Below are 25,771 nucleotides of genomic sequence, written 5' to 3'. Positions count from 1 at the left end.
AGATCAGCCCCGTCGCGGTTCTCCGCGGCGGGGCTTTTCATGTCTGCTCGATTCATCGTCATAGAGGCTCGCCGGACCGCAAGTCGTCCTACAATAACCTCACATCCCCACGCCCAGCTCCTATACATCATGTCGTGATCGTCGGTGCCGGACGGGAAGGTCGGGGCCGATCTCGGGGAACATTTGTTAAGCGCGGGGGCTTGTAGCAGCGTTATGTCTTTAGGGTATCGTCTTGTCGTAGCTGCGTGCGCCGCGTCGTTCGGCTTGTCCGGGTGCGGTGAAGAAACATTGCCGGAGGTCGCGGCCGCCGTGCGCGCGCCGATGTCGGCTTCCGCCTCCGCGTCGTACCAGTCCGCCGTGCCCCAGGCCCCCATGACCCTGGCCTCTGCCGTCGTGGACGACGTGCACCAGGCAGTCTCCGGCGGGCTGGATATCCTGGGGCCGCAACCCGAGCGCGAATACGAATATCCCTTCTACATGAATATGGACGGCCTCATCGAGCCGCCGCGCGTCCTCCATGTGCGCTGCGACGAGAGCATCGCCGCGGGCGAACATGTCCTCTCGGACGGCGAAACCCTGCCCTATAACGGCTATTCGAAGGGCGGCCTCGAGGTCATTTACCAGGCGTTCGACGATTACGGCCAACCGTGCAAATATCCGTTCAGCCCCTACACTCCGCGCATCGGGTCGGGGAAGAACGAGTGGCCGAGTGGCTCGCAGTTCATCTGGCGCTCCGCGGTCCCGGGACACCGCGTCGAATTTCATTCCGACAGCAGCTTTGCAAAACTGCGTCTGGCCGGGGATCGTCCTGACCGCCGCTTCCATTTCGAGATGCGCGATATCGAGCTGCACTTCGACCAGGCCGACAATGTCGTCGGCGCGCTGCATATGAACATGACGCCCTCCGGTGCGGGGCTTCTCACCGTGGTGGTGCGCAACAGCTATGTCAGCGGCGGGCGCAATGCGCTGTTCATTCCTCCCGGCAATACGATGCTCTATGTCGAGGACAGCGAAATCGGTCGCAATGTCGGCAAGAATGTCGAGCAGGAGCACGGCGTCTACCTGAACCGCATCCTGTCCTCGCACTGGAAGAACAGCACCGTCTTCGGGCAGCGCGCCAGCGGCCCCTATGGTGGCCATCAGTTGAAGGATAAATCCTATCTTCGCATCTACGAGGATCTGGAGATCACGAATTTCGGCGGCGTGCTAGAGCCGTCCAACCGACCGCTGCTCGACATCAACCTGCTCGCCTTTACTTGGGTCGACGGGCTGAAGATTACGCGTGTCGAGACAGAAAGTCCGCGCGATGCGCTGATCGATATTCGGAACGACAAATATCGTCCCGACGATCACCTCCCCTTTTCGGCGGTGACCACCGACGAGTGGACGATGCCCATGTGCCCCGGTGAGCCGATCCCTGCGGGTCTCTTGCGCGACGTGTCGCTGTCCGTGTTCCGCAATGTGGAGACCGACAGCTTCCGCACCGAGCCGTTCATCACCCGCCTGAAGGCGATGCCGCAGGATCATAAGGAAGATGGTGTGGGTCCGGTGTTCATCGGCGACGTGCCAGTGGAAAAACAGCGCGCGATCGCGCTGGCCTTTTCACCGCAGCACTCTGCCGAGAGCTTCTTCAGCGACGAGAATTACGTCTACGTCGATCCCGACATTCCTGCGGCGGAGCAGGCGCTTGTCAGCGACATGGAAACATTCGTCCGCCATGCGTTCGACCTCGCGATCGACGCGGACCCCGCAAATGACTGGCCGCTGCCCTGGCGCGACTGACCGGGTCGGGCCGTTCGGCTAATAGCCGAACAGCGCGCCGGCGTTCGAGCCTCCGACCGTTTCGGCGATGAGGGCCTTGTCGTCTTCGCTCAGTCCGCTCTGCCATTCATTGGCCGCCTTTGCCGGGTTGCGGGCGATGGCGAAATAGTCGCCCTGTCCCTTTTCCGTCCCGACCAACCGGTCGAGATAGTCCCGCGTTTGGGCTGAGGGCGGCAGGCTCAGCTGCGCGAACAGCGCTTCGGCCTCGCTGTGCGGATCGTTCGCCACCCGGTCGTAGATCAGGCGGGAGACGTTCGGCAGGCTATCGGTCTCGGCCAGCACCCACTCGTTTTTCACCATCCAGTCGAACGCCGCGCGCTTCAAAAGCGGCCAGCCTTCCGTTTCCGCTTTCGCGGTGTCCTTGGCGGGGGGCAGCGAGAATAGATCATCATATAGCGGGACGGTCGCCATCTTACCTTGTTCGACCCCGCGCAGTTTCGATCGGGCGACGCCGCAGGGATGCCGGATGATGTGGATGAAGGGCATGTCGGGGTTCGCGCGGGCAAAGGCGGGCAGGCGGGTCACGCTATCGACGGACTTCACGATGGTGAGGGCAGGGGGCCGGGCGGCGAGATCGGGTATCGAGACGCGCCGGTCCAGCCGAGCCGGGGGCAGGGCGGCGTCTGCGCTTCTGGCGGCGAGGATCACGGCCTGTCGCACGCGGTCCGCAAACCTGCCGCGATAGCTCTTGGCGAAGCGCTCGCGCGCGAACACCGTTCTCAGCGCGCGGTTCGCAGCCAGGCGCTGCACATAGGCCCGGCTTACCTCATCGGCGGGATCGGGCGAGGAGGGCGAGGGGATGAAGGGCAGTCGGGGCTCCTTCTCGATAACGTCCGGCTCGTGCAGGTAAAGCGTGTCCGGATGGGAATCGAGGATCGACCCGATCCATGTGGTTCCCGAACGCGGGCTGCCGACGATCATCGCGCGCCGCGGGGACCCCAGGTGCGTCACCGCTCTTCAGTCTTCTTCTGGCGCGCATAGCGGTTCAGCAGCGGCACCTGCGTCAGTGCGAACACGAAACCGAGGATGGTGAGGCCCCAGACCTTGAAGTTCACCCACTGGTCGAACGTCAGATACGCGCGGGCCAGCTCGTTCGCGACCGCCATGGCAGTAAAGAACAGCGCCCAGTTCAGCGTCATCTTGCGCCAGCCCCTGTCGCTCAGCGGCGGCATTCCCGCGGCCAGCACCAGTTTGAGGAGCGGGCGCCCCGTGAACAGGCCGCCGAACAGGATGCCCGCGAACAGCAGATAGCTGATCGTCGGCTTCATCTGGATGAAGGCCTCGTCGTGAAGATAGATGGTCAAGCCGCCGAACACCCCGACCAGGACCAGGGTGATCAGCTGCATCGGGGTCACCTTCCGGTCCTTCCAGTAGGTGTAGATCATCGCGGCGGTCATCGCGACCATGAAAGCGCCGGTGGCCCACACCGCCTGATCCACATCGTCGCCCGGTGCGAGCGCGTTGACAGCAAAGAAGACGACAAGCGGGCCAAGGTCGAGCAGCACGGTGCGAAGCGGATGCGTCTTGCCCTGCGCGCCGTCCCCCTCTCCGAGGGCGGCCGAGGTCATCGCTTCCAGTTCCTTCTTCTTGTCTGTCATTCCGCCTTGCTTTCTTCGTCGGTGGGCAGGCCCGCCAGTGCCCGGGCGAAGCTGCGCGGGTCGAAGGGGCGCAGGTCTCCCAGCTTCTCGCCGACACCGATCGCATGAAGTTTGAGCCCCGACCGGTCTGAGGCCGCCACGAGGACGCCGCCGCGCGCGGTTCCATCCAGCTTGGTCATGACAAGGCCCGTGACGCCCGCCACTTCCTTGAATGTGTCGATCTGGCTCAGCGCGTTCTGCCCGGTCGTGGCATCGAGAACGAGCACCGTATCGTGCGGTGCGGCTTCCATCCGGCGTTTCAGCACCCGCTTGATCTTCGCCAGCTCGTCCATCAGCCCCTGCTTGTTCTGCAGGCGTCCGGCGGTGTCGATAATCAGGACATCGGTGCCCAATTCCCACGCTTTCGTCAGGGCGTCGAAGGCCAGGCTGGCAGCGTCGCCGCCGACATTCGTCGAGATCACGGGCACGTTCAGCCGGTCGCCCCAGACCTGAAGCTGTTCGACCGCAGCAGCGCGGAATGTGTCGCCCGCCGCCAGCATGACGTTATAGTCCTGCTCCTGGAACAGATGCGCCAGCTTGGCGATGGTTGTCGTCTTGCCCGAGCCGTTCACGCCGACGACCAGAATGGTATGCGGGCGTGGAAAGGCCGTGACTTCCAGCGGTTCTTCGGCGCGCATCAGCACGCGTTCGACTTCCGCCGCCACCAGCTCGCGCAGTTCCCCCTCGGATACCCGGTCCCCGAAGCGGTCCGCCGCCAGCTTCGCGGTGATGCGGCCCGCCACCGCTGGCCCCAGGTCGGACGCGATCAGCGCATCCTCGATCTCTTCCAGCATGTCGTCGTCGAGCGGCCGGCGCTCGATCATGGCCAGGTTGCCCGACAGCTTGTCGGACGTGGCCCCCAGACCGGCGCGCAGGCGTTTCAGCCAGCCGACCTTGGGCGTGAAATCGTCGGTGTCAGTCATACTTGTCCCGGGCCGCGGTCATGCCGGCTCCGCTATCAGCGTGCCCGCCTCGTGACCAGTCACGTGCGCCGTGATCATCTCTCCGGGAACCGCGCCGTCCCACAGCCTCACAGGCGCGAAGCTGTCCAGATGGCCCTTGCCGCCGCGCTCGGCGAGAAGGGAGTGGCGCGTGCCCTTCAGCGCATCATACCAGGCGTTCCGCCGCGTGGCCGCGCGATCTCGCAGCGCCTTTGCCCGCGTTTTCCTGATTTCTCCCGGCAGCTGCGGCATGCGCGCCGCCGGCGTGCCCTCGCGCGGCGAAAAGGGAAAGATGTGCCCGAAGACCACGTCACACTCGTCGAGCAGCCGCAGCGAGTTCTCGTGCATGTCTTCCGTCTCGGTCGGGAAGCCTGCTATCAGGTCCGCGCCGATGGCGATTTCGGGCCGGGCCGCTTTCACACGTTCGACGAAGCGGATGGCATCGGCGCGGCTGTGGCGGCGTTTCATGCGCTTCAGGATCATGTCGTCGCCCGCCTGCAGGCTCAGATGCAGGTGCGGCATGACTCTCGGCTCGCCGCTGATCAGCTCGATCAGCTCCTCGTCCGCTTCGATGCTGTCGATGGAGGAGAGCCGCAGCCGGGGCAGCTCCGGCACATGTTTCAGGATGCGGCCCACCAGGCTGCCGAGCGTCGGCGCGCCGGGCAGGTCGGGGCCGTAGCTCGTCAGGTCGACGCCGGTCAGAACGACTTCGGGGTGCCCAGCCTCGACGAGCGCGCGTACCCGGTCGATCACCAGTCCCGCCGGGACGCTGCGTGCATTCCCGCGGCCATAGGGGATGATGCAGAAGGTGCAACGATGGTCGCAGCCATTCTGCACTTCGACGAAGCCGCGTACCCGCGCCTCCATGGCAGGGGCGATATGCGGCGCGGTTTCGCGTACCCGCATGATGTCGCCGACCCTGGTACCGGTTTCCGTCCAGCTTTCCGGCTTCAGCTTCTCGGCATTGCCGAGCACGCGGTCGACTTCCGCCATGGCGCGAAACATATCGGGGTCGATCTGAGCGGCGCAGCCGGTGACGGTGATTTCCGCGTCCGGCCGCTCGCGGCGCAGGCGTCTCACCGTCTGGCGGGTCTGCCGCACCGCTTCGTTGGTAACCGCGCAGCTGTTCACCACCACCTGCTCGCGGTTGGAGCGCGCCGCGTTGAGGTGCGCGCGCATGATTTCGCCCTCATGGATATTCAGGCGGCAGCCCATATTGACGATGTCGGCGCTCACAGGTCGATCTGGCCGGTGAAGCTGATCTCGGCCGGGCCGGTCATCAGGACATGCCCGTCCTCGCGCCACTCGATCTCCAGCGCCCCGCCCGGCAGGTGTACCGTGACCTTTCGTTCGGTCAGCTTGCGGCGCATCGCGGCGACCGCGGCGGCGCAGGCGCCCGTGCCGCAGGCCTGGGTCAGGCCTGCGCCGCGCTCCCAGACTTTCAGCCGGACCGCGTCCGGGGCCAGCACTTCGGCGACGCCGACATTCACCTTTTCGGGAAACAGCGGGTCGGTCTCGATCTCGGGACCGAGCTCCGTGATGGGAACATCGTCCAGCCGTTCGACGAAGAACACCGCATGCGGATTGCCCATATTCACGCCGACCGGCCGCTCCAGCATGCCCCAGCCGACGGGCATCTCCAGCGTATCCATGGCGTAGGCCAGCGGGATCTCCTGCCAACCGAGCTTCGGCGCGCCCATGTCGAGCGCCGCGCCGGCGCCGTCCGCACGGCCCTCGATGAGGCCCGCGAGCGTCTCGATGCGGACAGTCTCGCGGCCGTCACCCACCAGCCTGGCGATGCAGCGCGCACCGTTGCCGCAGGCGGCCACTTCGCTGCCGTCGGCGTTGTAGATGCGCATGAACACATCGGCCTTGTCCGAGGGTTCCATGACGAACAGCTGGTCGCAGCCGACCCCCGTCCGGCGGTCGGCGACGGCGCGCACCTGGTCGGCGGACAGCGAAAACTCGTCGTCTCGTGCGTCGAACACGACGAAATCGTTGCCAAGACCGTGCATTTTGATGAAGGGCCGTGCCATTTGGCGCGATGTAGGAATAAGGAACAGGCATGTCTATCAAGCGCGCCGGAATGCTGCTTCTTGGTTTCCTTGCTGCCTGCGATGGCAGCGGTGCGGGAACCGACGACGAACTCTCTCCCTTTCCGCCGGTCGAGCGGCCGGTCTCGGCCATCGTCGCCAGCCAATATTCCGACGAGGCCAGCCGCGAACAGACGGGCGAGGCGCAGACCGTCATCTCGGTGCTGGGCGTCGAGGAGGGCGAGACCGTCGCCGACATCGGGGCGGGCAAGGGCTTTTACATGCAGCGTCTCGCCGCCGCCGTCGGCCCCACGGGCCGCGTCTATGCGCAGGACATTTTCGAGGATGTGGTCAACGATCTCGAGGTGCGCGCGAATGCCAACGGCTATGGCAATGTCCGCGCGGTGCTCGGCACGCCCGGCGATCCCGGCCTGCCGCAGGACAGCCTCGACCACGTGCTGATGGTGCACATGTATCACGAGATCGAGAATCCCTACGAGCTGCTCTGGCACCTGCGCGACAGCCTGAAGCCCGACGCCACGGTGGCCATCGTCGACGCCGATCGCATCACCAGCCAGCACGGCACGCCGCCCGAGCTTCTCGCCTGTGAACTCGGCGCTCTCGGTTTCCAGCAGATCGCCCAGTCGCCGCTGGAAGATGGCAGCGTCTATGTCGCCATTTTCCGCGCCGAGCGTCCGCGCCCGCAGCCGGAGGACATCCAGCCGTGCCAGAATCCGGCCTGACGGCGCTGCCCGGTCCACAAGACGTCCTTGCTTTCTGGTTCGAGGAGTCGGGGCCGGAGCAGTGGTTCGCGAAGGACGCGGCCTTCGACGAGGAAATCCGCCGCCGCTTCGGAACGCTCAGGGAGGCGCTTGCCGCGCATGTTCCCGACGACTGGTTGGCAACGGCGGACGGCCTGCTCGCGGCGATCATCGTCCTCGACCAGTTCAGCCGCAATCTCTTCCGCGGTTCGCCGCGTGCCTTTGCGACCGACACGGACGCGCTCAATCTGACGAATCTCGCCATTGAGCGCGGGTGGGACCGGGACTTCGCGCAGGACCGCCGCGTCTTCCTCTACATGCCCTTCATGCACTGCGAGGATGCCTATGCGCAGCAGCGCTCGGTCGAGCTGTTCGAGGATGTAGGCGCGGAGGAAAACCTCGAATTTGCGAAGGCGCACCGCGACGTGATCGACCGGTTCGGCCGCTTCCCCGGCCGGAACGAAGCGCTTGGCCGCACCTCGACGCCCGAGGAGCTGGCCTATCTGCAGGAGGGCGGCGGCTTCTAGGTCCGCACCGCGCTGCGCCTCGCTCAGCCGCCGAGCGCTCTTGTGCTTTGCCGCGCTGCACCCACTTCCCTCTCTCCCGCCCCCCTGCTAACCGCCCTCCGCTATGCCATCCGACAAGACCGACAGCTCCAAGACCGGCGATCCGAAGACCGGCGAGTCCGGCGCAGACGCGCCCGACTATCGCGACACCGTCTTCCTGCCGAAGACCGACTTCCCGATGAAGGCCGGCCTTGCGAAGAAGGAGCCTGACTTTCTGGCGCGCTGGGAGAAGACGCGCCTTTACGACCGGCTGCGGAAGGCGCGTGCGGACCGCGAGAAATGGATCCTCCACGACGGGCCGCCCTATGCCAATGGCGACATTCATATCGGCCACGCGCTGAACAAGATCCTGAAGGACATTACCGTCCGCATGGCGACGCTGAAGGGCTACGACGCGCCCTATACGCCCGGATGGGACTGTCACGGCCTGCCGATCGAATGGAAGATCGAGGAGCAGTACCGCAAGAAGAAGAAGGACAAGCGCGACGTCGACCCGGTCGAATTCCGTCGCGAATGCCGCGCCTTCGCCGAAAAGTGGGTCGAGGTGCAGTCGGCGCAGTTCCAGCGTCTCGGCATCATGGGCACCTGGGATCGTCCCTATCTGACGATGGATTATGACGCCGAGGCGACCATCGTCGACGAGTTCCTGAAGGTTGCCGGCTCCGGCCTTCTCTACAAGGGCGCGAAGCCCGTCATGTGGTCGCCGGTCGAGCAGACCGCGCTCGCCGAGGCCGAGGTCGAATATCAGGACATCACGTCCACCCAGATCGACGTCGCCTTCGAGATCACCGAGGCTCCGAACGCTCCCGAGCTTGTCGGCGCGCATGCGGTGATCTGGACGACGACCCCCTGGACGATCCCGGTCAACCAGGCGCTCGCCTATGGCGAGGACATTAAATACTGGGTGGCTGAAAGGGACGGGCGCAGGTTCATTTACGCCCTTGATCTAGAAAAAGAAGTTCTTGATCGTCTTCCAAAGGCCGAGAAACACGACGGACTCGGCTTGGTTGAGCCTAGCGGACTGGTGGGTGCCGTCGCTCGCCATCCCCTAGCCGACGACAGCAAGCCCGCAGAGTGGTTCTTCAATCGCCCGCGTCCGCTCCTTCCCGGAGATTTCGTCACAACCGACAGCGGCACGGGCCTCGTCCACATGGCGCCCGATCATGGCGAGGACGATTTCCGCCTCTGCCGCGACTACGACATTCACCCCGAATTCGTCGTCGACGGCGCCGGGCGCTACCGGGACGACTGGCCTGTCGTTGGTGGTCAACACGTCTACAAGGTTAACGATCCTGACGGTCCCGTTTGTAACGCACTGCGCGACGCCGGGGCGCTCCTATCGCCAAGCAAGGAAAGCAAGCCAGACTACCAGCATAGCTATCCGCACAGCTGGCGCTCGAAGGCGAAACTGATCTATCGCTGCACGCCGCAATGGTTCGTGCGCATGGATGACGCCGTCGGCGGCGCGCAGACGCTGCGCGAAACCGCGCTTCAGGAAATCGACAAGACCCGCTTCGTGCCCGAACGCGGTTACCGGCGGTTGAAATCGATGGTCGAGGGGCGTCCCGACTGGGTGCTGTCGCGCCAGCGCGCCTGGGGTGTGCCGCTGACCCTCTACGTCCACCGCGAGACTGGAGAGTTCCTGCAGGATGCCGAGGTGAACGCCCGCATCGTCGAGGCGGTGAAAGAGGCCGGCGCCGACGCCTGGTTCACGGCCGACCACCAGCAGCTTCTCGGCGATGCCTATGATGCAGCCGACTATGAGCCCGTCACCGACATTCTCGACGTGTGGTTCGACAGCGGCTCCACCCACGCCTTCGTGCTGGAATCGGGCAAGTGGCCGGAGCTTCGCTCGCCCGCGGACCTCTATCTGGAGGGGTCGGACCAGCATCGCGGCTGGTTCCAGTCGTCGCTTCTGGAAAGCTGCGCGACGCGCGGGCATGCGCCTTACAAGCAGCTGCTGACGCACGGGATGACGCTCGACAAGGACGGGCGAAAACAGTCGAAGTCGCTCGGCAACACCACCGATCCGAAGCAGGTGGTCGACGTACAGGGCGCCGACATTCTGCGTCTCTGGGTCGCCTCGGTCGATTTCACCGAGGACCACCGCATCGGCGACGAGATCATCCGCGGCGTCTCCGACCGCTACCGCAAGCTTCGCAACACCTTCCGCTACCTGCTTGGCGCGCTTGCCGATTACGACCCGGCAGAGGCGGTTGCCCCCGCCGACATGCCCGAACTCGAACGCTGGGTGCTGCACCGGCTCACCGAGCTCGATGCTGAGCTGCGGCGCGCGGCGGGCGACTATGACTGGACCGACTATGTCGGCGCGCTCGAAACCTTCGCCGTGCGAGACCTTTCCAGCTTCTATTTCGACGTGCGCAAGGACTCGCTCTACTGTGATGCGCAGGACGATCCGCGGCGCCGGGCCTGCCGTACCGTGCTCGATATCCTTTACGGCGCGCTGGTGCGCTGGGCTGCGCCCATTCTCTGCTTCACCGCGGAAGAGGTCTGGCAGGCGCGCTATCCGTCCGAGGATGGCAGCGTCCATTTCGAGGACTGGCCCCAGATCGACGCCGGCTGGCATGACGAGGCGCTCGCTGAAAAGTGGGATGCGCTGCGCAAGATCCGCGGCGCGGTGACGGAAGCCATCGAGCCGCTGCGCCGCGAAAAGACCATCCGCTCGTCGAACGAAGCCGACGTGGCGCTGGTCCTTTCCGACACGGTCGATCTCGGCCGGGTCGAAAGCGTCGACTTCGCCGAACTTGCCATTGTCAGCCGCGTCTCGCCGACGACCGAGGCCATCGGGGGGGCGGAGCAGTCCGAGACGTACCCAGAGGCATGGGTGAGGGTGGACCGGACGGAACTGGAGAAATGCGCTCGTTGCTGGCGCCATACCCCGGACGTCGACACCGGTCCGCAGCTTTGCAGGCGCTGCCGCGAGGTGCTCGCCGAATGACCGCCCGCGTCGCCTATGTCGTCGCTCTCCTCATCTTCGTCGTCGATCAGGTCACCAAGTGGCTGATCGTCGATGTCGTGCGCCTGCACGAGGTCGGCTCGATCCCGCTTATCCCCGTGCTCAGCCTGACCTGGGTCGAAAATACCGGTGTTGCCATGGGCTTCCTGCAGGCCGGCGATGCCGACATCATGCGCTGGGGGCTTGTCATCCTCACGCTGGGCATTGCCGCCGCCATCGTCTGGTGGATCGATTCCGAGCGCGACCGCGTCGACCTGTTCGCCATGTCGCTGATCCTTGGCGGCGCGCTCGGCAACATCCTCGACCGTGCCCGGCTCGGCTATGTCATCGACTTCGTCCACTTCCATGTGGGCGACTGGAGCTTTTACGTATTCAACGTCGCCGACGCCGCGATCTCCATCGGCGTCGTCATCCTCCTCCTGCGCGCCTTCCTGTGGCACGAACCGCAGAAGCGGCGTAAGGCGGAGGCAACCGGAGAATTGAAATGACGCGTATCCCAACCCTCGCCCTTATCGGCATGTCCGCCGCGCTTCTCGGCGCGTGCGGAGGCGGCAGCAGCCTCGGCAACCGGCAGGCTCCCGACGAGCTCGCCGTCACCCGCAACGCGCCGCTGGTGATTCCCCCCGACTTCGCGCTGGAGCCGCCGCGTCCCGGCGCGCCGCGCACCATCGAGAACGAGGCGCAGACGCAGGCCATGGAGGCGCTGTTCGGTCCGGGCGTGCGCCCGCCCGAAGCCAGCCGTTCCGAGCAGCTGCTGCTCGAAGAGGCCGGCGCGGCCGATCCCGACCCGCGTGCGCGCGCCACGGCCGGCGATCCCGACACGCTGGTGATCGGGAAGGGCTCGCAGCTTCGCGATATCGTCGCCGCGCCGGAGGGTACCGAAGACCCCGCCGTCGCGCAGGTGCAGACGGGCGGCTGACAAGCGGCGCGGCCCTGATCCGCGTCCTGGCCTCGCGGCAACTCGTCCTTCGACTTCCCCTTTCCGCATGCGGTAAGGGCGTTCGGTCATGACCGAACGCCAGAACGAATCCCCGCGCCAATCCGGCGCCGAAACCATTCCCGAATCCATTCCCGAATCCCGGCAGCTTCCCGCCGACCATCCTCCCGTGCCCGCGCCGAAGCTCGGCGTGCTGCTCGTCAATCTCGGATCGCCCGACCGGGCCGAGACGGCCTCGGTGCGGCGCTACCTCGCGCAGTTCCTCTCCGACCCGCGCGTGATCGAGATTCCGAAGCTTGCCTGGCAGCCGATCCTGCGCGGCGTAATCCTGCGCACGCGCCCTGCGAAAAGCGCGAAGCTCTATGCGTCCATCTGGGACCGCGAGCGGGACGGTTCGCCGCTGAAGCTCATTACCGAGGACCAGGCGTCCGGCCTGCAGGCGCGCTTTCCCGACTGCCGCATCGACTATGCCATGCGTTACGGCAGTCCGGCGGTCGCGGATCGTCTGGCAGCGCTGAAGGACGCCGGCTGCGAGCGCATCCTCCTTCTGCCCATGTATCCGCAATATTCCGCCGCCACGACCGCGACCGTGGTGGACGAGGCGCACCGCTGGATGGCGAAGACGCGCTGGCAGCCGACGATGCGCACGGCTGCGCCCTGGTATGACGATCCGGCCTATCTGGATGCGTTGGAAGCCGACCTTCGCACGCAGCTTGGCGCGCTCGACTTCGAGCCGCAGCTTCTGCTCTTCACCTTTCACGGCATGCCCAAGCGAACGCTCGAGCTGGGCGATCCCTATCACTGTCAGTGCCAGAAGACTGCGCGCCTGATGGCCGAGCGCCTCGACGTGGCCACGCGCATCGTCTTTCAGTCCCGTTTCGGTCCGGCCGAGTGGCTGCAGCCCTATCTGGACGAAGCGCTCGAGGGGCTTCCAGCCGAGGGTGTTCAGCGCGTTGCGGTGGCGGCGCCAGGCTTCACCGCCGACTGCCTGGAAACGCTGGAGGAAATCGCCATTCAGGGACGCGAGCAGTTCGAGGGGGCCGGCGGCGCCAAATTCGCCTATCTCGATTGCCTGAATGCGAAGCCTGCGCATCTCGACCTTCTCGAAACCGTCATATCGCGCGAACTCGCAGGCTGGCGCGAAAGCGGTTAAGGCTGAGGCCGAATCAACTTCATCGGGCCTGGGGAGGCACGCCACATGACGAAGCATGTTGCAGTCGTAACGGGGGGAACGCGCGGCATCGGCGCCGCCATCTGCAAACGGCTCAAGAACGAGCTTGGCTACACCGTCATCGCCAATTTCGGCGGCGACGAGCAGAAGGCGAAGGCCTTCTCCGATGAATGCGGCATTCCGGTCGTGAAATTCGACGTCGGCGACTATGACGCGGTGCAGGACGCCATGGCGAAGATCGCCGGCGAGTACGGGCCTGTCGATGTGCTGGTGAACAATGCCGGGATCACCCGCGACGGCACCATCATGAAAATGGACCGGGAGATGTGGGAAGACGTGATCCGCGTCAATCTCGGTGGCTGCTTCAATATGGCGAAGGCTGTCTTCCCGGGCATGAAGGAGGGCGGCTGGGGCCGCATCGTCAATATCGGCTCGATCAACGGCCAGGGCGGCCAGTATGGCCAGGTCAACTATGCCGCGGCGAAATCTGGCATCCATGGCTTCACCAAGGCCCTCGCGCAGGAGGGCGCGCGCTTCGGCATCACCGTGAACGCGCTGGCGCCCGGCTATATCGACACGGACATGGTTGCCGCCGTGCCGGAGCCCGTCCTTGAGAAGATCGTTGCGAAGATCCCCGTCGGGCGCCTTGGCCATGCCGACGAAATCGCCCGCGGCGTTGCCTTCCTTTGCGGCGAGGAGGCCGGCTTCGTGACGGGTTCCACCATGTCGATCAACGGCGGCCAGCACATGTATTGACGCCGCCGCCTCCCATCGCGGGAGGTAAGGTAAGGAAGGGAAGGGGCCGGCCGCATGCCGCTGCCAGACGGGCCGCAGGACGTGCCCCATGACAGGCTTCAGGAGGTGCGCAAGCGCTCGCTCACCATTGCGGGCCACCGCACCTCCATCAGCCTGGAACCGGTCTTCTGGGACGCGCTGAAGGATGCGGCGGACGAACGCGGTCAGTCGCTGGCCGGCCTTGTCGCCGAAATCGACGAGGCGCGCGCCACCAGTCTCAGTTCGGCGATCCGCGTCTGGCTGTTCGAGCGCGCGCGCCAGGGGCGCTAGCACCGCCGGGTCCTGCTGCCGATGCGCAGGGTCCGCGGTTCAGGGGATGACCTGCTCGCCATCCTTCATTTCGACGAGGCCCATATGGTTGCCCGCCGGATCGCGGAACAGGCCGAGGACGATCATTCCCGGCACTTCGCGCCGTTCCAGGTCGACCGTGCCGCCCTTTTCCTCCACCAGCTTCAGCGTCGCGGCCACGTCTTCGACCCCGACATAGATCATCTTGTCGGCAGGATCGGTGCGCAGCAGCGCATCGACGGTCGGCGCCACGACGCCGGTGGTGAAGCGCCCGTCCTCGCCGATCTCCCAACCGAAGATGGCGCTGTAGAAGTCGCGCTGGGCTGCGAAATCCGGCCCGGCAATGTCGAAAAATACGATCGGTGCTGACATGCCCTCTCTCCCGCGACTCCCGCCTCTCTCTGCTCAGCCTATCAACTGAGTGCCAAAGGTACAGGGGGGCTGCGTTCCGGTCAGCTGCCGGGGCGGTGTCAGTGCCATGACAGCGGCTTTGCGACCGTCTCCAGTGGTTTCCGTTCGTTGGCGAGGCCGGATATGCGCGTCAGCAGCGCGGCGGCCGCCATCAGTCCCGCTCCCAGAAGATAGCCGCCGAGCACCTGCGTGCGCGAACCGCTTTCGATCAGCGCGCCGAACAGCCAGGGGGCGGCCACCCCGCCGAGACCTGTGCCGAGCGCGTAGAAGATGGCGATCGTCAGCGCGCGGATTTCCAGCGGATAGCTTTCCGCTACCGTCAGATATGCAGAGGAGGCGGCAGCGGACGCGAAGAAGAAGGTGATGCTCCAGCACAGTGTCTGCGTCGCGGCGCTCAGCATTCCCTCGTGAAAGGCCAGGCCGGTCAGCGTCAGCAGCAGCGCCGACATGCCGTAGGTCAGGATGATCATCGGGCGGCGGCCCCAACTGTCGAAAAAATGGCCGAGCAGCAGCGGACCGAGGACGTTTCCGGCGGCAAAGGGCAGGATATACCAGCCGACCTGGCCCGGCGGAACGCCGTAGAAGTCGGTCAGCATCATCGCATAGGTGAAGAAGATGGCGTTGTAGAAGAATGCCTGCGCGCTCATCAGGCCCAGGCAGTAGACCGTGCGTCCCGGATAGGTGCGGAACAGGGTGCGAAACACCTCGCCCAGCGGCGTTGAGCGCCGAGGCGTCGCTACCTGCGCGTTCGGGTCGACGGGCGCCAGTTCATGACCGCTGGCTTCGATCCGGCTTTCGATCTCGGAAACAATGCGCTCTGCTTCGTCGGCCCGTCCGTGCAGCGCGAGCCAGCGCGGGCTTTCCGGCAGGAAGCGGCGCAGCACGATGATGACGAGGCCGATGACGGCCCCGCCGAAGAAGGCCAGGCGCCAACCCAGGTCGGCGGCGAACAGGCGTTCGTCGAGAAGGAGAAGCGACAGGCCGCTGGCCATGGCCGCGCCGATCCAGAAGCTGCCGTTGATGACCAGGTCGGTCCAGCCGCGCCGGCGCGCAGGGACCAGTTCCTGGATCGCCGAATTGATCGCGCTGTATTCGCCGCCGATGCCTGCTCCGGTCAGGAAGCGGAAGGCGGCGAGGCTGGCGAGGTCCCAGCTGAACGCCGTCGCCGCAGTTGCGAGCAGGTAGAGGCCGAGCGTGATGGTGAACAGCCGCTTGCGGCCCCAGCGGTCGGTCAGCCAGCCGAAGAACAGCGCGCCCAGCACCGCACCGGCCAGATAGGCCGAATTGGCGAACCCGACCTGTCCGGCGGAAAGGCCCAGCGTTCGCTCATCGCGCAGCGCGCCGGCCACCGAACCGGCGATGGTGACCTCCAGCCCGTCGAGGATCCAGGTAATGCCGAGCGCCGTGACGACCAGCCAGTGAAACCGGCTCCAGGGCAGGCGGTCCAGCCGGGCGGGCAGCGCAGCGGCGGAGTTTTCCGGTCTGTCCGCACGCGCTCCGATTTTCGTCCTCCCGGTTCCGGCCCGTCAGTACCGCAGCCGGGTCACATGGCCCATCTTGCGGCCCGGCCGGATCTCGCCCTTGCCATAGACATGCAGGTGCGCACTGGGATCGGTCAGGATCGACGGCCAGTCTTCCACCTCGGCGCCCAGCAGGTTGCGCATCTCCACATCGGTGGCGCTCAGGCTCGTGTCGCCGAGGGGGAGGCCGCAAATCGCCCGGATATGGTTTTCGAACTGGCTCGTTCGGGCGCCTTCGATGGTCCAGTGGCCGCTATTGTGCACGCGCGGCGCCATCTCGTTGAAGACGGGACCCTCGGCGCCGGCAAAGAATTCGAGGGTCAGCAGGCCGACATAGTCCAGCCTGTCCGCAACGGCGCGCGCCAGGTCAGCGGCGTCCTCGGCCTGCAGCGAAATCGGATCGCCTGCAGGCACGGTCGAGCGTGCCAGAATGCCGTCGCGATGTTCGTTGCGCGGCACGGGATAGACGAGGCTCTGGCCGTCCATGCCGCGCGCGATCAGGATCGAGAATTCGGCGGCGAAATCGACGAACCCTTCATAGATGCAGGGCTGTTCGCCGACATCGGCCCATGCCTCCGCCAGGTTGCTGCCCTCGCCGATCCGCACCTGACCCTTGCCATCATAGCCGAAGCGGGCGGTCTTCAGGATGCCGGGCCGGCCCACTTCGGCGGCGGCGCGTTCCAGGTCGGCGAGGCTCTCGACGGACCGGAAGGGAGCGGTGCGGCCCCCCAGGTCGCGCACGAACCTCTTCTCGCGCACCCGTTCCTGCGCCGTCGCGAGCGCTTCCGGACCGGGGGCGAGCCGGACATGCTCGCCCAGATAGGCGAGCGCACCCGCATCGACATTCTCGAACTCGAAGGTCGCGACGTCGACCGATTTCGCGAAGGCGCCCAGCGCGTCGAGGTCGTCATAGGCACCGCGCGTCACCTTCGCCGCGACATCGCCGGCCGGCGGCGCCTCGTCGGGTGCATAGATATGACAGCGATAGCCCAGATAGGCAGCGGCAATGGACAGCATGCGGCCCAGCTGGCCGCCGCCAACGATGCCGATCGTCGAACTGGGCGGAATCATCAGGACGGTTCTTCGGCGACCGCTGCCGTCTGCTCTGCGCGCCAGTCGTCGAGCCGCCCGGCGAGGTCCTCGTCGAAGGCGGCGAGGATCGCCGCGGCGAGAAGGCCGGCATTCTTCGCGCCTGCCTTGCCGATGGCGAGTGTGCCGACGGGAACGCCCCCCGGCATCTGCGCGATGGACAGCAGCGAGTCCTGACCCGACAGCGCTTTTGACTGCACCGGAACGCCAAGGACGGGAAGGGGGGTAAGCGCTGCGGTCATGCCTGGCAGGTGCGCAGCACCGCCAGCGCCGGCGACGACGACCTTCAGGCCCCGCTCCTTTGCGGCCTGGGCATAGTCGTACAGACGCTGCGGCGTACGGTGCGCCGATACGATCTTCACCTCGTGGGGGACGCCGAGCGTATCCAGTATGTCGGCGGCGTGGCGCATCGTGTCCCAATCGGACTGGGAGCCCATGATGATGCCAACGAGCGGAATGTCACCGGTCATGAAATGCTGCGCTTCTTCCCCTGAAAAGAAGCAATTTCGCATAGGGGGCGGCGGCTTCGCCGTCCAGATGCAAAGCTCTCCGCTGCCGAGCTGCCCCGCCTGGGGACCGGCGCCCTAGCTGCGATCCTTCAGATAATAGCGGTCGACTTCGTTCAGATCGTCGTCGAGCTCGTAGACGATTGGCTGCCCGGTGGGGATTTCCAGCCCGGGGATCTCCTCGTCGCTGATCTTCGACAGATGCTTGACCAGCGCCCGCAGCGAGTTGCCATGCGCCGAAATCAGCACCCGCTTGCCGGACTTCAGCTCGGGCACGATCGCCTCTTCCCAATAGGGCAAGACGCGCTCGATGGTCAGCTTCAGGCTTTCCGACTTCGGAACGTCGATGCCTTCGTAGCGGATGTCCGAGGACAGGTCGTATTTCGACGCCGGTTCCAGCTCCGGCGGCGGCGTATCGAAGCTACGGCGCCAGATATGAACCTGTTCGTCGCCATGTTTCTCGCGCGTTTCGGCCTTGTTGAGCCCGGTCAGGCCGCCATAGTGCCGCTCGTTGAGGCGCCAGTCCTTCACTTCCGGCAGCCACAGGCGGTCCATTTCCTCCAGCGCCAGGTGCAGCGTCTTGATCGCGCGGGTCTGGAAGCTGGTAAAGCAGATGTCGAAGTCCATCCCGGCGCGGGCGAGCGCGCGGCCAGCTTCCTTGGCTTCCTCCACGCCCTTTTCGGTCAGGTCGACGTCCCACCAGCCGGTAAACCGGTTGGCGAGGTTCCATTCCGACTGGCCATGGCGAATGAGGACGAGTGTCGGCATCAGTCTTCCTTGTTCTCAAGCTCGTCGAGCAGGTCGTAGGTGGCGCCGAGGCATGCCTCGGCCAGTCGCATGCACCGCATCGGCGACCAGCCACGCTCTTCGTCGGGCATGACCGCGGCATCCTTGAACGGCATCTCCAGCGTCATGGCCAGGCAGCCGTAGCGCTGCGCCATCTGGTTGGTGCAGATGGCAAGGTTCGCCTTGCCGGAGGTGTCGACCGGATAACCCTGATCGACCTGGAAGTCGGGCGACCGACCCAGAAGCGCGGCCTTCCACCCGTCGAGCAGGCGCTGGTGGCGCTCGTTCCAGTCGGGAATGCCTTCCGCGCCCGCGATGAAATTATTGGCGATGGCCTCGTCGCCGTGAACGTCGAGGCAGAAGTCGACCCCCTCATGATCCATGCGGTCGCGCACCAGCTTCACCTCGGGGGAGCGTTCCATCGTTGGCTCATGCCATTCGCGGTTCAGGTTCACGCCCTCGGCATTGGTGCGCAGGTGCCCCCGCCGCGACCCGTCCGGGTTCATGTTCGGCACGATATAGAGCGTCGCGCGCTCGCGCAGCTTGCGGCTGACCGGGTCTGCCTCGTCGGTCAGCGCCGCGAGCGCTCCCTCCATCCACCATTCGCCCATGCTTTCGCCGGGGTGCTGGCGGGCGATGATCCACAGCTTCAGAGGCCCGGTTCCCATGGTCACCAGGTCCATATCCTGTCCGTCGAGCGTCTGGCCCAGCGTTTCCACCGTCACGCCGGCCGCCTCGGCGGTTTCGGCGATCAGATTGTGGTGCCGCTCCATCGAATAGGGCGCGAAATAGGCGATCCAGATGCCGTTACTGCGCGGCGTGACGGAGATGGTGAGGACGCCCCTATCCTTGTCGTAGTCCGTATCTGTCCGCACCCAGTCGATGCGGTCTTCGGAAACGACGGCGCGGTAACCGGGCCAGCCGGCGGGATAGGCGCTGTCCTTCAGGCCGGTGATGCGGATCGTGCACGGCGTATCGGCCGCGCCGGTCAGACGGAAATAGAACCACTGGGCGAACTCGGACTGGTGGTCCTTCGGGATGCTCAGCTCGATGTCGTCCGGGCCGTCCAGACGCTCGACCTTGATGTTGCCGGCGTCGAAGGCGCTGGAAACGGACAGGGTCATTCGATTTCCTCTCTTACGTGGTCAGGGAGGCTACGTAGGGAGTCCCATGCCCGTTCCGTCCGAAAGGCCGGCCACCAGGTCGCGGGGTTTAGCAGCTCGGTCGAACCGTCGACGCTGAAGGTGATGAATTCCGCCCGGCCGGAAATATTCTCCACGGGCAGCAGCCCCAGACCGCCATGCGCTCGTGCGGCGAACCGGCTGTCGGCGCTGCGGTCGCGATTGTCACCCATCAGGAAAACATATCCGTCGGGAACGGTGACCGGCTGGGTAAAGTCGCCCGCCGTTCCGTCCTGCAGATCCAGCACTTCATACTGCCTGCCGTTCGGCAGCGTCTCCAGGAAGCGTGGATATTGGCACAGCACAGTTCCGTCGGGTTGCGGCTCGCGATAGGCGGGCGCGCCGCGGTCGCACGGCAGGTTCGGGCTCTCCACGATATTGGCGGGGGGCAGGGGGTCCTTGGGAACGGGCTCGCCGTTCAGCCACAACTGTCCGCCGCGCATCTGCACCGTATCGCCCGGCAGTCCGACGACGCGCTTGATCCAGTCTTCTTCCAGGACGGGATCCTTCAAGACGACGATATCCCCCTGCTCCGGATAGCTGCCGAACAGGCGCCCTTCCATTTTCGGCAGAACGCGCAGGAAGGGGGAGAGGTACGAATAGCCATAGGGATATTTGGTGACGATCAGCCGGTCGCCGGTCAGCAGCGTCGGCAGCATCGACTCCGAGGGGATGTAGAAGGGCTTCGCCAGGAACGACCAGATGGCCATGACCGCCAGAGCAAGGAGAGCGATATGCTTCAGCTCGTCCAGCCAGTTGGTCTCTTTCGCCGCCTTGGCTGGCGTTTCCGCGGCGGTCTGTTTGTTCGCATCGTCCGGGATGGGTCTTACTCCGGCTGGTCTCTTGCGGGCAGCGCTTCGATGATGACGAACGCCTGCGCCCAGGGCCGGTCATCCGTCATGGTCAGGTGAATGTGCGCCCTATGCCCCGGCGGCGTGAGTTTTTCCAGCCGTTCGGCAGCGCCGCCGGTCAGCACCATGGTCGGCTTTCCCGACGGCAGATTGGCCACGCCCAGGTCGCGAAAGAAGACCCCCTGGCGAAAGCCGGTGCCGAGTGCCTTCGAGCAGGCCTCCTTGGCGGCGAAGCGCTTGGCGTAGGTATCGGCGCGCGTCAGCTCGCGCCGCTCCGCCTTTGCCTGCTCGATCTCGGTAAAGCAGCGATTGACAAAGCGCGCGCCGAACCGGTCGAGCGAGTTCTGGATGCGGTCGATATTGCACAGGTCGCTGCCCAGGCCGATAATCATTCGGTGGTTCCTACGTCGGCTTGCGCTGAGATCACCCGCGCGCTGCTTCCATGCGCGTGCGCATTTCGGAAATGGCGTCGGCCAGGCCGACGAATACCGCCTCGCCGATCAGGAAATGGCCGATGTTCAGCTCGCGCAGTTGCGGGATGCCGGCCACCGGTCCGACATTGTCGGTGGTCAGCCCGTGACCGGCATGGACTTCCAACCCCTCGCGCATCGCCAGCCTTGCGGCGGCGCGCAGGCGTTCCAGTTCCGTGCGCTGCTCTTCGCCCGCCAGTTCCGCATAGCGGCCCGTATGCAGCTCGATGACGGGCGCCTTCAGCGTCACTGCCGCTTCGATCTGCCGTTCGTCGGGCTCGATGAACAGGCTGACCCGCGATCCTGCGGCGCTCAGCTCCTCGACTGTCCGGCGCAGGCTGTTCTGCTGGCCATGCGCGTCGAGCCCGCCTTCGGTCGTGCGTTCCTCGCGCTTTTCCGGGACGATGCAGGCGGCGTGCGGCGCGTGGCGCACGGCGATCGCCAGCATCTCGTCGGTCGCCGCCATTTCGAGGTTGAGCGGGATGTCGAGCTCTTCGGCCAGCCGCGTGATGTCGTCGTCGGTGATGTGCCGCCGGTCCTCGCGCAGGTGCGCGGTGATGCCGTCCGCGCCCGCTTCCGCCGCCAGCTTGGCTGCGCGCACCGGGTCGGGATGCAGCCCGCCGCGTGCGTTCCGGATGGTGGCGACATGGTCGATATTGACGCCAAGGCGCAGGGAGGTCTCTCTCGCGGTCATGCGCATAACAGCCTTGTCAGCAGGTCGTGGGTCAGGCCGGAGCCGGTCCAGACTTCGCCGAAGTCGAAGTCCGTTTCGCTGCGGTTCGTTGCCATGACGACGACCACATCGCGCTCCGGAACGATGATGTTGCGCAGCTGCACGCCGCCGATCGCGCCGCGCCTCTCGATAAGGCGCACCGGGCTTTCGCAGGCGGACAGCGCGGCCTCGTAGGCCCATTGGCCGAGCGCGGCATAGCCATAGTCGGGGCGGCCCTGCCACATGCGTGCGCGGGCCTCGTCCGGCAGCAACGCCCCTGTCATGAGTGCGCGGTCGAATTTCCACAGGTCGAGCAGCGGCCCGCCCAGCGCGCCCGCCGCGCCGAACATGTCGATGCGGAATTCCGGCTCCCTGTCGCCCCCGACATAGCCTTCCACATCTTCCGCGCTGCTTTCCAGCAGGGCGGCGTGCATCATCCCAGCCGGTCCGGCGACCTCATCGGCGACGAGCCTTGCGAAGGGCTCGCCCGTCACCGCTTCCAGCACCGCGCCGATGACGACATAGTCGCAGTTGCCATAGCGAAAGGCCTTGCTCGGCGGGGCGTCCGCCGGCCCCGCACAATAGTCCAGATGATCGCCCGCTGTCTGATCGCCGGGAAGATATAGCTCGGGCCAGCCCGCTTCGCCGCGCGGGCCGTCGTCGGTATGCGCAAGGCCGGACAGATGGCCCAGCAGGTCCGCGATCGTGATCCGGTCGGCATAGGGCGCGCCGAAGTCAGGCAGGTAGGTCGAGACCGGCTCGTCTAGGGAGAGGAGACCGTCGGCGACGAGCTGCATCGCCAGCGTCGCGGTGATCTGTTTCGAAACCGACGCCCAGCGCCAGGTCGCACCCAGGCGGTGCGGAGCCGCGCCGCCGGGGGCACGCGATCCATAGGCCGCTGCATGGACGATGCGATCGCCGCGCGAAATCCAGGCTTCCCCGGCGAAGTCCGCGGCCGCGAACACCGCGTCGAGGTTCGGATCGAGGTCCGGTGGGGTCGCGTCCGCTTCCGGCGGCGCCGGGCCTGCACCCGCCAGCAGGAGGGCAGGCAGCAGCGCCAGACATCGGCGCCAGCCCATCAGGCGGCCTTGCGAGAACCGGGCTTTACGGCCGGAAGGGCCTCCAGTTCCGGCGGCAGGCTGTCGGGCTCGTAAGTCGGAACGTCGAGCGCGATCAGCGGATAGAGCGGCACGCCGATGTCCGCGCTGCCGTTCGAGCGGTCCACCAGGCAGGCGCCTGCCACGACCTTGCCGCCCGCGTCCTCGATGGCCGCGATGGCTTCCCGCGAGGACAGGCCGGTGGTTACCACATCTTCCATCATCAGCACGCGTTCGCCCGGAGCGAGGGCGAAGCCGCGGCGCAGTTCGAACGTGCCGGTGGGACGCTCGACGAACATCGAGGGCACCTTCAGGGCCCGCGCCATTTCATAGCCGCAGATGACGCCGCCCATCGCCGGGGCGACCACCGCATCGACGCCCTGCCGCACCTCGACGGGCAGCTTCAGGGCGAGCGCGCCGATCAGCCGGGCGGCGCGCTGCGGGTCCATCAGCACCCGTGCACATTGCAGATATTTCGGGCTGCGCAGGCCGGAGGAGAGGATGAAATGCCCCTCGAGCAGCGCATCCGCCTCGCGGAATTCGGCCAGGACTTCGTCGTCGGTCACTGTTTCTCCCGTTCCACGCTGGTCACCGCGTCGCTGGCCCGCAGCGCGGCGATGATATGGTCGAGGTGCTCGACATTGTCCACTTCGAGGTCGAGCTGGAAGGTGCCGAAGGTGCTGTCGCGGTCGCGCGTGCGCAAATTGATGATATTGGCGTCCTCGCGAGCCAGCACGGAGGTGACGCGGGCGAGCGCGCCGGGCTGGTTCTGGATCACTGCCACTAGGGTGGCGATGCCCGCCGTTGCCTCATCGCCCCAGCTCAGGTCCATCCAACGGTCCTCGTCGCTTTCGGCAAGGACGGCGCAGTCGCTGACATGGACGTCCATGCCGCCGACGCGCCGGCGAACCCCCACGATGCGGTCGCCGGGAATGGGGTGGCAGCAGGGCGCCAGGTGGACGGCGACGCCCGGGGTCAGGCCCTTGATGGAAATGCGCCCGCGTCCGCCCTTCTTCGCGCGCGACCGGCGCCAGGAGGAGAACAGGCCCGGTGCCATCGCATCGATCAGGGTCTGGTCCGAAATCTCCTGGTTGCCCAGCTTTTCGTACAGGTCTTCCTCGTCGCTGACGCCCAGGCGTTTCAGCGCCTCGCGATAGGCCTTTTCGGAAACACCGCCTTCGAGCCGCGCGACGGCCTCGTCGTATAGCTTGCGGCCCAGGTCGATCGTCTCTTCGCGGCTTTTCATGCGGACATGGCGGCGAATGGCGGAGCGGGCCTTCGCCGTCGCGACGAAATTCTCCCAGCTCGGATCGGGCTCCTGGAACTCGGAGCGGACGATCTCGACCTGGTCGCCGTTTCTCAGCCGCGTGCGCAGGGGCACCTCGCGGCCGTTCACCTTCGCGCCGACACAGGTCGCGCCGATGTCGGTGTGGACGGAAAAGGCGAAGTCGACCGGCGTCGATCCGCGCGGCAACTGGATCAGCTCGCCCTTCGGCGTGAAGCAGAAGACCGTGTCCTGGTACATGGCCAGGCGCGTATTCTCCAGCAGCTCTTCCGGGCTTGCCGCATGGTCGAGGATTTCCAGCAGGTCGCGGATCCATGGATATTCGCCGGGTTCGGCGCGGCTGTCCTCGCCCCTCTCCTTATAGGCCCAGTGCGCCGCCAGACCGTGCTCGGCCTGGTCGTGCATGCGCCGGGTGCGGATCTGGATTTCGACGCGCTGGCGTTCGCCGATGAACACCGTCGTGTGCAGGCTGCGATATCCGTTTCGCTTGGGAGTCGAGATGAAATCCTTGAAGCGGCCCGGTACAACCGGCCAGCGCTGGTGAATGATACCAAGCGCGCGGTAGCAGTCGTCGGGCAGTTCGACGATGCAGCGAAAGGCGATGACATCGGCCAGCTGGTCGAAGGCGATATGCCGTTCCTGCATCTTCTTGTAGATGGAAAAGGGGGCTTTCTCCCGGCCCGCCACAACCGCCGCGACGCCGTGCCGGCCCAGCAGCTGCTCGATATCCTGGGCGATTTCGTCGACCCGCGCCGTGCCGGTTTCACGCAGGTCCGCCAGCTTGCGGGTAATCGTCTGATAGGCGTCGGGATTCAGCTCGCGGAAGGAGATTTCCTTCATCTCGTCCATGAAGCCGTACATGCCGATGCGCTCCGCCAGCGGCGCATAGATATCCATGGTCTCGCGGGCGATGCGCTGCCGCTTTTCCGGTTTCGGGATGTAATGCAGCGTGCGCATATTGTGCAGCCGGTCGGCCAGCTTCACCAGCAGCACGCGGATGTCGCCGGACATGGCGATCAGGAACTTGCGCAAATTCTCGGCCGCGCGCTCGCTTTCGGTCTGCGCTTCGATCTTCGACAGCTTGGTGACGCCGTCGACCATGCGCGCGACATTCTCGCCGAACAGCTCTTCGATCTGGTCGTGCGTCGCGACCGTGTCTTCGATGGTGTCGTGCAGGATCGCGGTCGCGATGGTCTCGTCGTCTAGTTGCAGGTCCGTCAGGATGCCGGCGACTTCGACGGGGTGCGAGAAATAGGGGTCGCCCGACGCGCGCTTCTGCGACCCGTGCGCCTGCAGCGAAAAAACATAGGCCCGGTTCAGGAGTTCTTCGTCCGCTTCCGGATCGTAGCCCCTTACTTTTTCGACAAGTTCATACTGGCGCAGCATCGCCGCCTATATGGGCATGCGCCCACGGGCGCGGCAAGGTGATTGGTGCCCGTACGATCAGGGAGGTGACCGAGGGGTTGATCGAAGCCGGTCGCAGCGGCCCGGTTCGGGAAGACCCGCTTGCCGGTCGTCTCAATGTTTGCCGGGGGCCAGCTCCACGCCGCGGCGCTCATGCGCAACATAGGCCTGGATCGCCACCATGCGCGGATCGTCCAGTGCCAGCGGCTCGCCTTCCAGCGGGTTCTCGATGCACCAGTTCACCATTTCCGCCAGCACGACGACGCGGCCCAGCTGCTGCTGATATTTGGGGTAGGTTTCCGGATGCACATTGGTGCCGTTCGGATGACACTGCGCACAGACCACGCCGTTGGTGCCGAGGGAGGGGTCGGTAAAGGCGGCGCGGCCGTCGGCCACCACCGTCATATATTCCTCCTGCCACTCTTCAACATCCTCCGCGTCGAACGGATCGGCCTGGGCGGACAGGCCGGCCAGGGCGGCGGTCAGGGCCGCGCCTGCGATCAGGCCGCCGGAAAGCATCAACTTGCGCATG

At 65.7% G+C, this 25,771-nt stretch carries 27 protein-coding genes; 9 read left to right on the top strand and 18 right to left on the bottom strand.

Annotation, left to right across the window (positions count from 1 at the left end):
* Window positions 1–288: 288 nt before the first annotated feature.
* Window positions 289–1,782 carry a hypothetical protein gene (locus tag KCN53_RS15750; protein ID WP_088710834.1) on the top strand — a complete coding sequence of 498 codons (1,494 nt, stop codon included), beginning with the start codon at window positions 289–291 and terminating at the stop codon, window positions 1,780–1,782.
* 18 nt (window positions 1,783–1,800) lie between these two features.
* Here the strand turns inward: KCN53_RS15750 and KCN53_RS15745 are convergent, their stop codons facing one another.
* Genes KCN53_RS15745 through dapF form a run of 5 tightly spaced genes read right to left on the bottom strand, consistent with a single transcriptional unit; the run spans window position 1,801 to window position 6,435 of the window.
* A complete protein-coding gene (locus tag KCN53_RS15745; protein ID WP_088710833.1) occupies window positions 1,801–2,742 on the bottom strand; it encodes a sulfotransferase in 942 nt (313 codons plus the stop codon).
* Window positions 2,743–2,768: 26 nt separating this feature from the next.
* A complete protein-coding gene (ispZ, locus tag KCN53_RS15740) occupies window positions 2,769–3,419 on the bottom strand; it encodes a septation protein IspZ (RefSeq protein WP_224199810.1) in 651 nt (216 codons plus the stop codon).
* On the bottom strand, window positions 3,416–4,381 hold the full coding sequence (gene ftsY, locus KCN53_RS15735) for a signal recognition particle-docking protein FtsY (RefSeq protein WP_088710832.1): 966 nt from the start codon (window positions 4,379–4,381) through the stop codon (window positions 3,416–3,418). The genes ispZ and ftsY overlap by 4 nt, the downstream gene beginning before the upstream one ends.
* Window positions 4,382–4,399: 18 nt before the next feature.
* Complete coding sequence (gene mtaB / locus KCN53_RS15730) at window positions 4,400–5,614, bottom strand: tRNA (N(6)-L-threonylcarbamoyladenosine(37)-C(2))-methylthiotransferase MtaB (protein ID WP_088713246.1); 1,215 nt, start codon at window positions 5,612–5,614, stop codon at window positions 4,400–4,402.
* 17 nt (window positions 5,615–5,631) lie between these two features.
* On the bottom strand, window positions 5,632–6,435 hold the full coding sequence (gene dapF, locus KCN53_RS15725; protein ID WP_088710831.1) for a diaminopimelate epimerase: 804 nt from the start codon (window positions 6,433–6,435) through the stop codon (window positions 5,632–5,634).
* A gap of 29 nt (window positions 6,436–6,464) precedes the next feature.
* Here dapF and KCN53_RS15720 point away from each other — a divergent pair, with 29 nt between their 5' ends.
* The 8 genes from KCN53_RS15720 (at window position 6,465) to KCN53_RS15685 (ending at window position 13,909) form a co-directional block, all read left to right on the top strand.
* Entirely contained in the window at window positions 6,465–7,175 is a 711-nt protein-coding gene (locus KCN53_RS15720) for a class I SAM-dependent methyltransferase (protein WP_224199808.1), read from the top strand.
* Complete coding sequence (locus KCN53_RS15715) at window positions 7,157–7,720, top strand: DUF924 family protein (protein WP_224199806.1); 564 nt, start codon at window positions 7,157–7,159, stop codon at window positions 7,718–7,720. The genes KCN53_RS15720 and KCN53_RS15715 overlap by 19 nt, the downstream gene beginning before the upstream one ends.
* 103 nt (window positions 7,721–7,823) lie before the next feature.
* Complete coding sequence (gene ileS, locus KCN53_RS15710) at window positions 7,824–10,718, top strand: isoleucine--tRNA ligase (RefSeq protein ID WP_088710830.1); 2,895 nt, start codon at window positions 7,824–7,826, stop codon at window positions 10,716–10,718.
* On the top strand, window positions 10,715–11,224 hold the full coding sequence (gene lspA, locus KCN53_RS15705) for a signal peptidase II (protein WP_088710829.1): 510 nt from the start codon (window positions 10,715–10,717) through the stop codon (window positions 11,222–11,224). The genes ileS and lspA overlap by 4 nt, the downstream gene beginning before the upstream one ends.
* Complete coding sequence (locus KCN53_RS15700; RefSeq protein WP_088710828.1) at window positions 11,221–11,655, top strand: DUF3035 domain-containing protein; 435 nt, start codon at window positions 11,221–11,223, stop codon at window positions 11,653–11,655. The genes lspA and KCN53_RS15700 overlap by 4 nt, the downstream gene beginning before the upstream one ends.
* Window positions 11,656–11,743: 88 nt before the next feature.
* Window positions 11,744–12,826 carry a ferrochelatase gene (gene hemH, locus KCN53_RS15695; RefSeq protein WP_088710827.1) on the top strand — a complete coding sequence of 361 codons (1,083 nt, stop codon included), beginning with the start codon at window positions 11,744–11,746 and terminating at the stop codon, window positions 12,824–12,826.
* Window positions 12,827–12,871: 45 nt separating this feature from the next.
* A complete protein-coding gene (gene phbB / locus KCN53_RS15690; RefSeq protein WP_088710826.1) occupies window positions 12,872–13,600 on the top strand; it encodes an acetoacetyl-CoA reductase in 729 nt (242 codons plus the stop codon).
* A gap of 54 nt (window positions 13,601–13,654) precedes the next feature.
* Window positions 13,655–13,909, top strand: a complete 255-nt coding sequence (locus KCN53_RS15685) for a ribbon-helix-helix domain-containing protein (protein WP_088710825.1) — start codon at window positions 13,655–13,657, stop codon at window positions 13,907–13,909.
* 39 nt (window positions 13,910–13,948) lie between these two features.
* On the opposite strand, the gene KCN53_RS15680 is transcribed toward KCN53_RS15685, so the two are convergent.
* The 13 genes from KCN53_RS15680 to KCN53_RS15620 form a co-directional block, all read right to left on the bottom strand.
* Window positions 13,949–14,299, bottom strand: coding sequence for a VOC family protein (locus KCN53_RS15680; RefSeq protein WP_088710824.1), 351 nt, complete (start codon window positions 14,297–14,299; stop codon window positions 13,949–13,951).
* 98 nt (window positions 14,300–14,397) lie between these two features.
* The gene (locus KCN53_RS15675) at window positions 14,398–15,687 is read right to left on the bottom strand and encodes an MFS transporter (RefSeq protein WP_224199803.1); all 1,290 of its coding nucleotides are present in this window, start codon (window positions 15,685–15,687) and stop codon (window positions 14,398–14,400) included.
* Window positions 15,688–15,864: 177 nt separating this feature from the next.
* Entirely contained in the window at window positions 15,865–16,929 is a 1,065-nt protein-coding gene (locus tag KCN53_RS15670; RefSeq protein ID WP_088710822.1) for a 5-(carboxyamino)imidazole ribonucleotide synthase, read from the bottom strand.
* Complete coding sequence (purE, locus tag KCN53_RS15665) at window positions 16,929–17,417, bottom strand: 5-(carboxyamino)imidazole ribonucleotide mutase (RefSeq protein WP_088713243.1); 489 nt, start codon at window positions 17,415–17,417, stop codon at window positions 16,929–16,931. The genes KCN53_RS15670 and purE overlap by 1 nt, the downstream gene beginning before the upstream one ends.
* 114 nt (window positions 17,418–17,531) lie before the next feature.
* Window positions 17,532–18,221, bottom strand: coding sequence for a 2,3-diphosphoglycerate-dependent phosphoglycerate mutase (gene gpmA / locus KCN53_RS15660; RefSeq protein WP_088710821.1), 690 nt, complete (start codon window positions 18,219–18,221; stop codon window positions 17,532–17,534).
* Window positions 18,221–19,363, bottom strand: coding sequence for a M14 family metallopeptidase (locus KCN53_RS15655; protein WP_088710820.1), 1,143 nt, complete (start codon window positions 19,361–19,363; stop codon window positions 18,221–18,223). The genes gpmA and KCN53_RS15655 overlap by 1 nt, the downstream gene beginning before the upstream one ends.
* Window positions 19,360–20,154, bottom strand: a complete 795-nt coding sequence (gene lepB, locus KCN53_RS15650; RefSeq protein WP_224199812.1) for a signal peptidase I — start codon at window positions 20,152–20,154, stop codon at window positions 19,360–19,362. The genes KCN53_RS15655 and lepB overlap by 4 nt, the downstream gene beginning before the upstream one ends.
* Before the next feature lie 92 nt (window positions 20,155–20,246).
* A complete protein-coding gene (gene acpS, locus KCN53_RS15645) occupies window positions 20,247–20,663 on the bottom strand; it encodes a holo-ACP synthase (RefSeq protein WP_088710818.1) in 417 nt (138 codons plus the stop codon).
* Window positions 20,664–20,694: 31 nt separating this feature from the next.
* A complete protein-coding gene (locus KCN53_RS15640; RefSeq protein WP_088713242.1) occupies window positions 20,695–21,435 on the bottom strand; it encodes a pyridoxine 5'-phosphate synthase in 741 nt (246 codons plus the stop codon).
* Entirely contained in the window at window positions 21,432–22,532 is a 1,101-nt protein-coding gene (locus KCN53_RS15635) for a serine hydrolase domain-containing protein (RefSeq protein WP_088710817.1), read from the bottom strand. Before KCN53_RS15635 ends, KCN53_RS15640 begins: the two co-directional genes overlap by 4 nt.
* Window positions 22,532–23,116 carry an orotate phosphoribosyltransferase gene (gene pyrE, locus KCN53_RS15630; protein WP_088710816.1) on the bottom strand — a complete coding sequence of 195 codons (585 nt, stop codon included), beginning with the start codon at window positions 23,114–23,116 and terminating at the stop codon, window positions 22,532–22,534. Before pyrE ends, KCN53_RS15635 begins: the two co-directional genes overlap by 1 nt.
* Complete coding sequence (locus KCN53_RS15625) at window positions 23,113–25,221, bottom strand: RelA/SpoT family protein (RefSeq protein WP_088710815.1); 2,109 nt, start codon at window positions 25,219–25,221, stop codon at window positions 23,113–23,115. Before KCN53_RS15625 ends, pyrE begins: the two co-directional genes overlap by 4 nt.
* Before the next feature lie 132 nt (window positions 25,222–25,353).
* Window positions 25,354–25,770: a hypothetical protein gene (locus tag KCN53_RS15620; RefSeq protein WP_207790576.1), complete on the bottom strand. Its 417-nt coding sequence runs from the start codon at window positions 25,768–25,770 to the stop codon at window positions 25,354–25,356.
* Window position 25,771: the final 1 nt, after the last annotated feature.

It is taken from the genome of Pacificimonas aurantium (genome assembly GCF_020092905.1).
In the GTDB taxonomy this organism is placed as follows: Bacteria; Pseudomonadota; Alphaproteobacteria; order Sphingomonadales; family Sphingomonadaceae; genus Pacificimonas; species Pacificimonas aurantium.
Note: the sequence above shows the minus strand (reverse complement) of the source record. Positions and strands in the feature narration are given on the sequence as shown.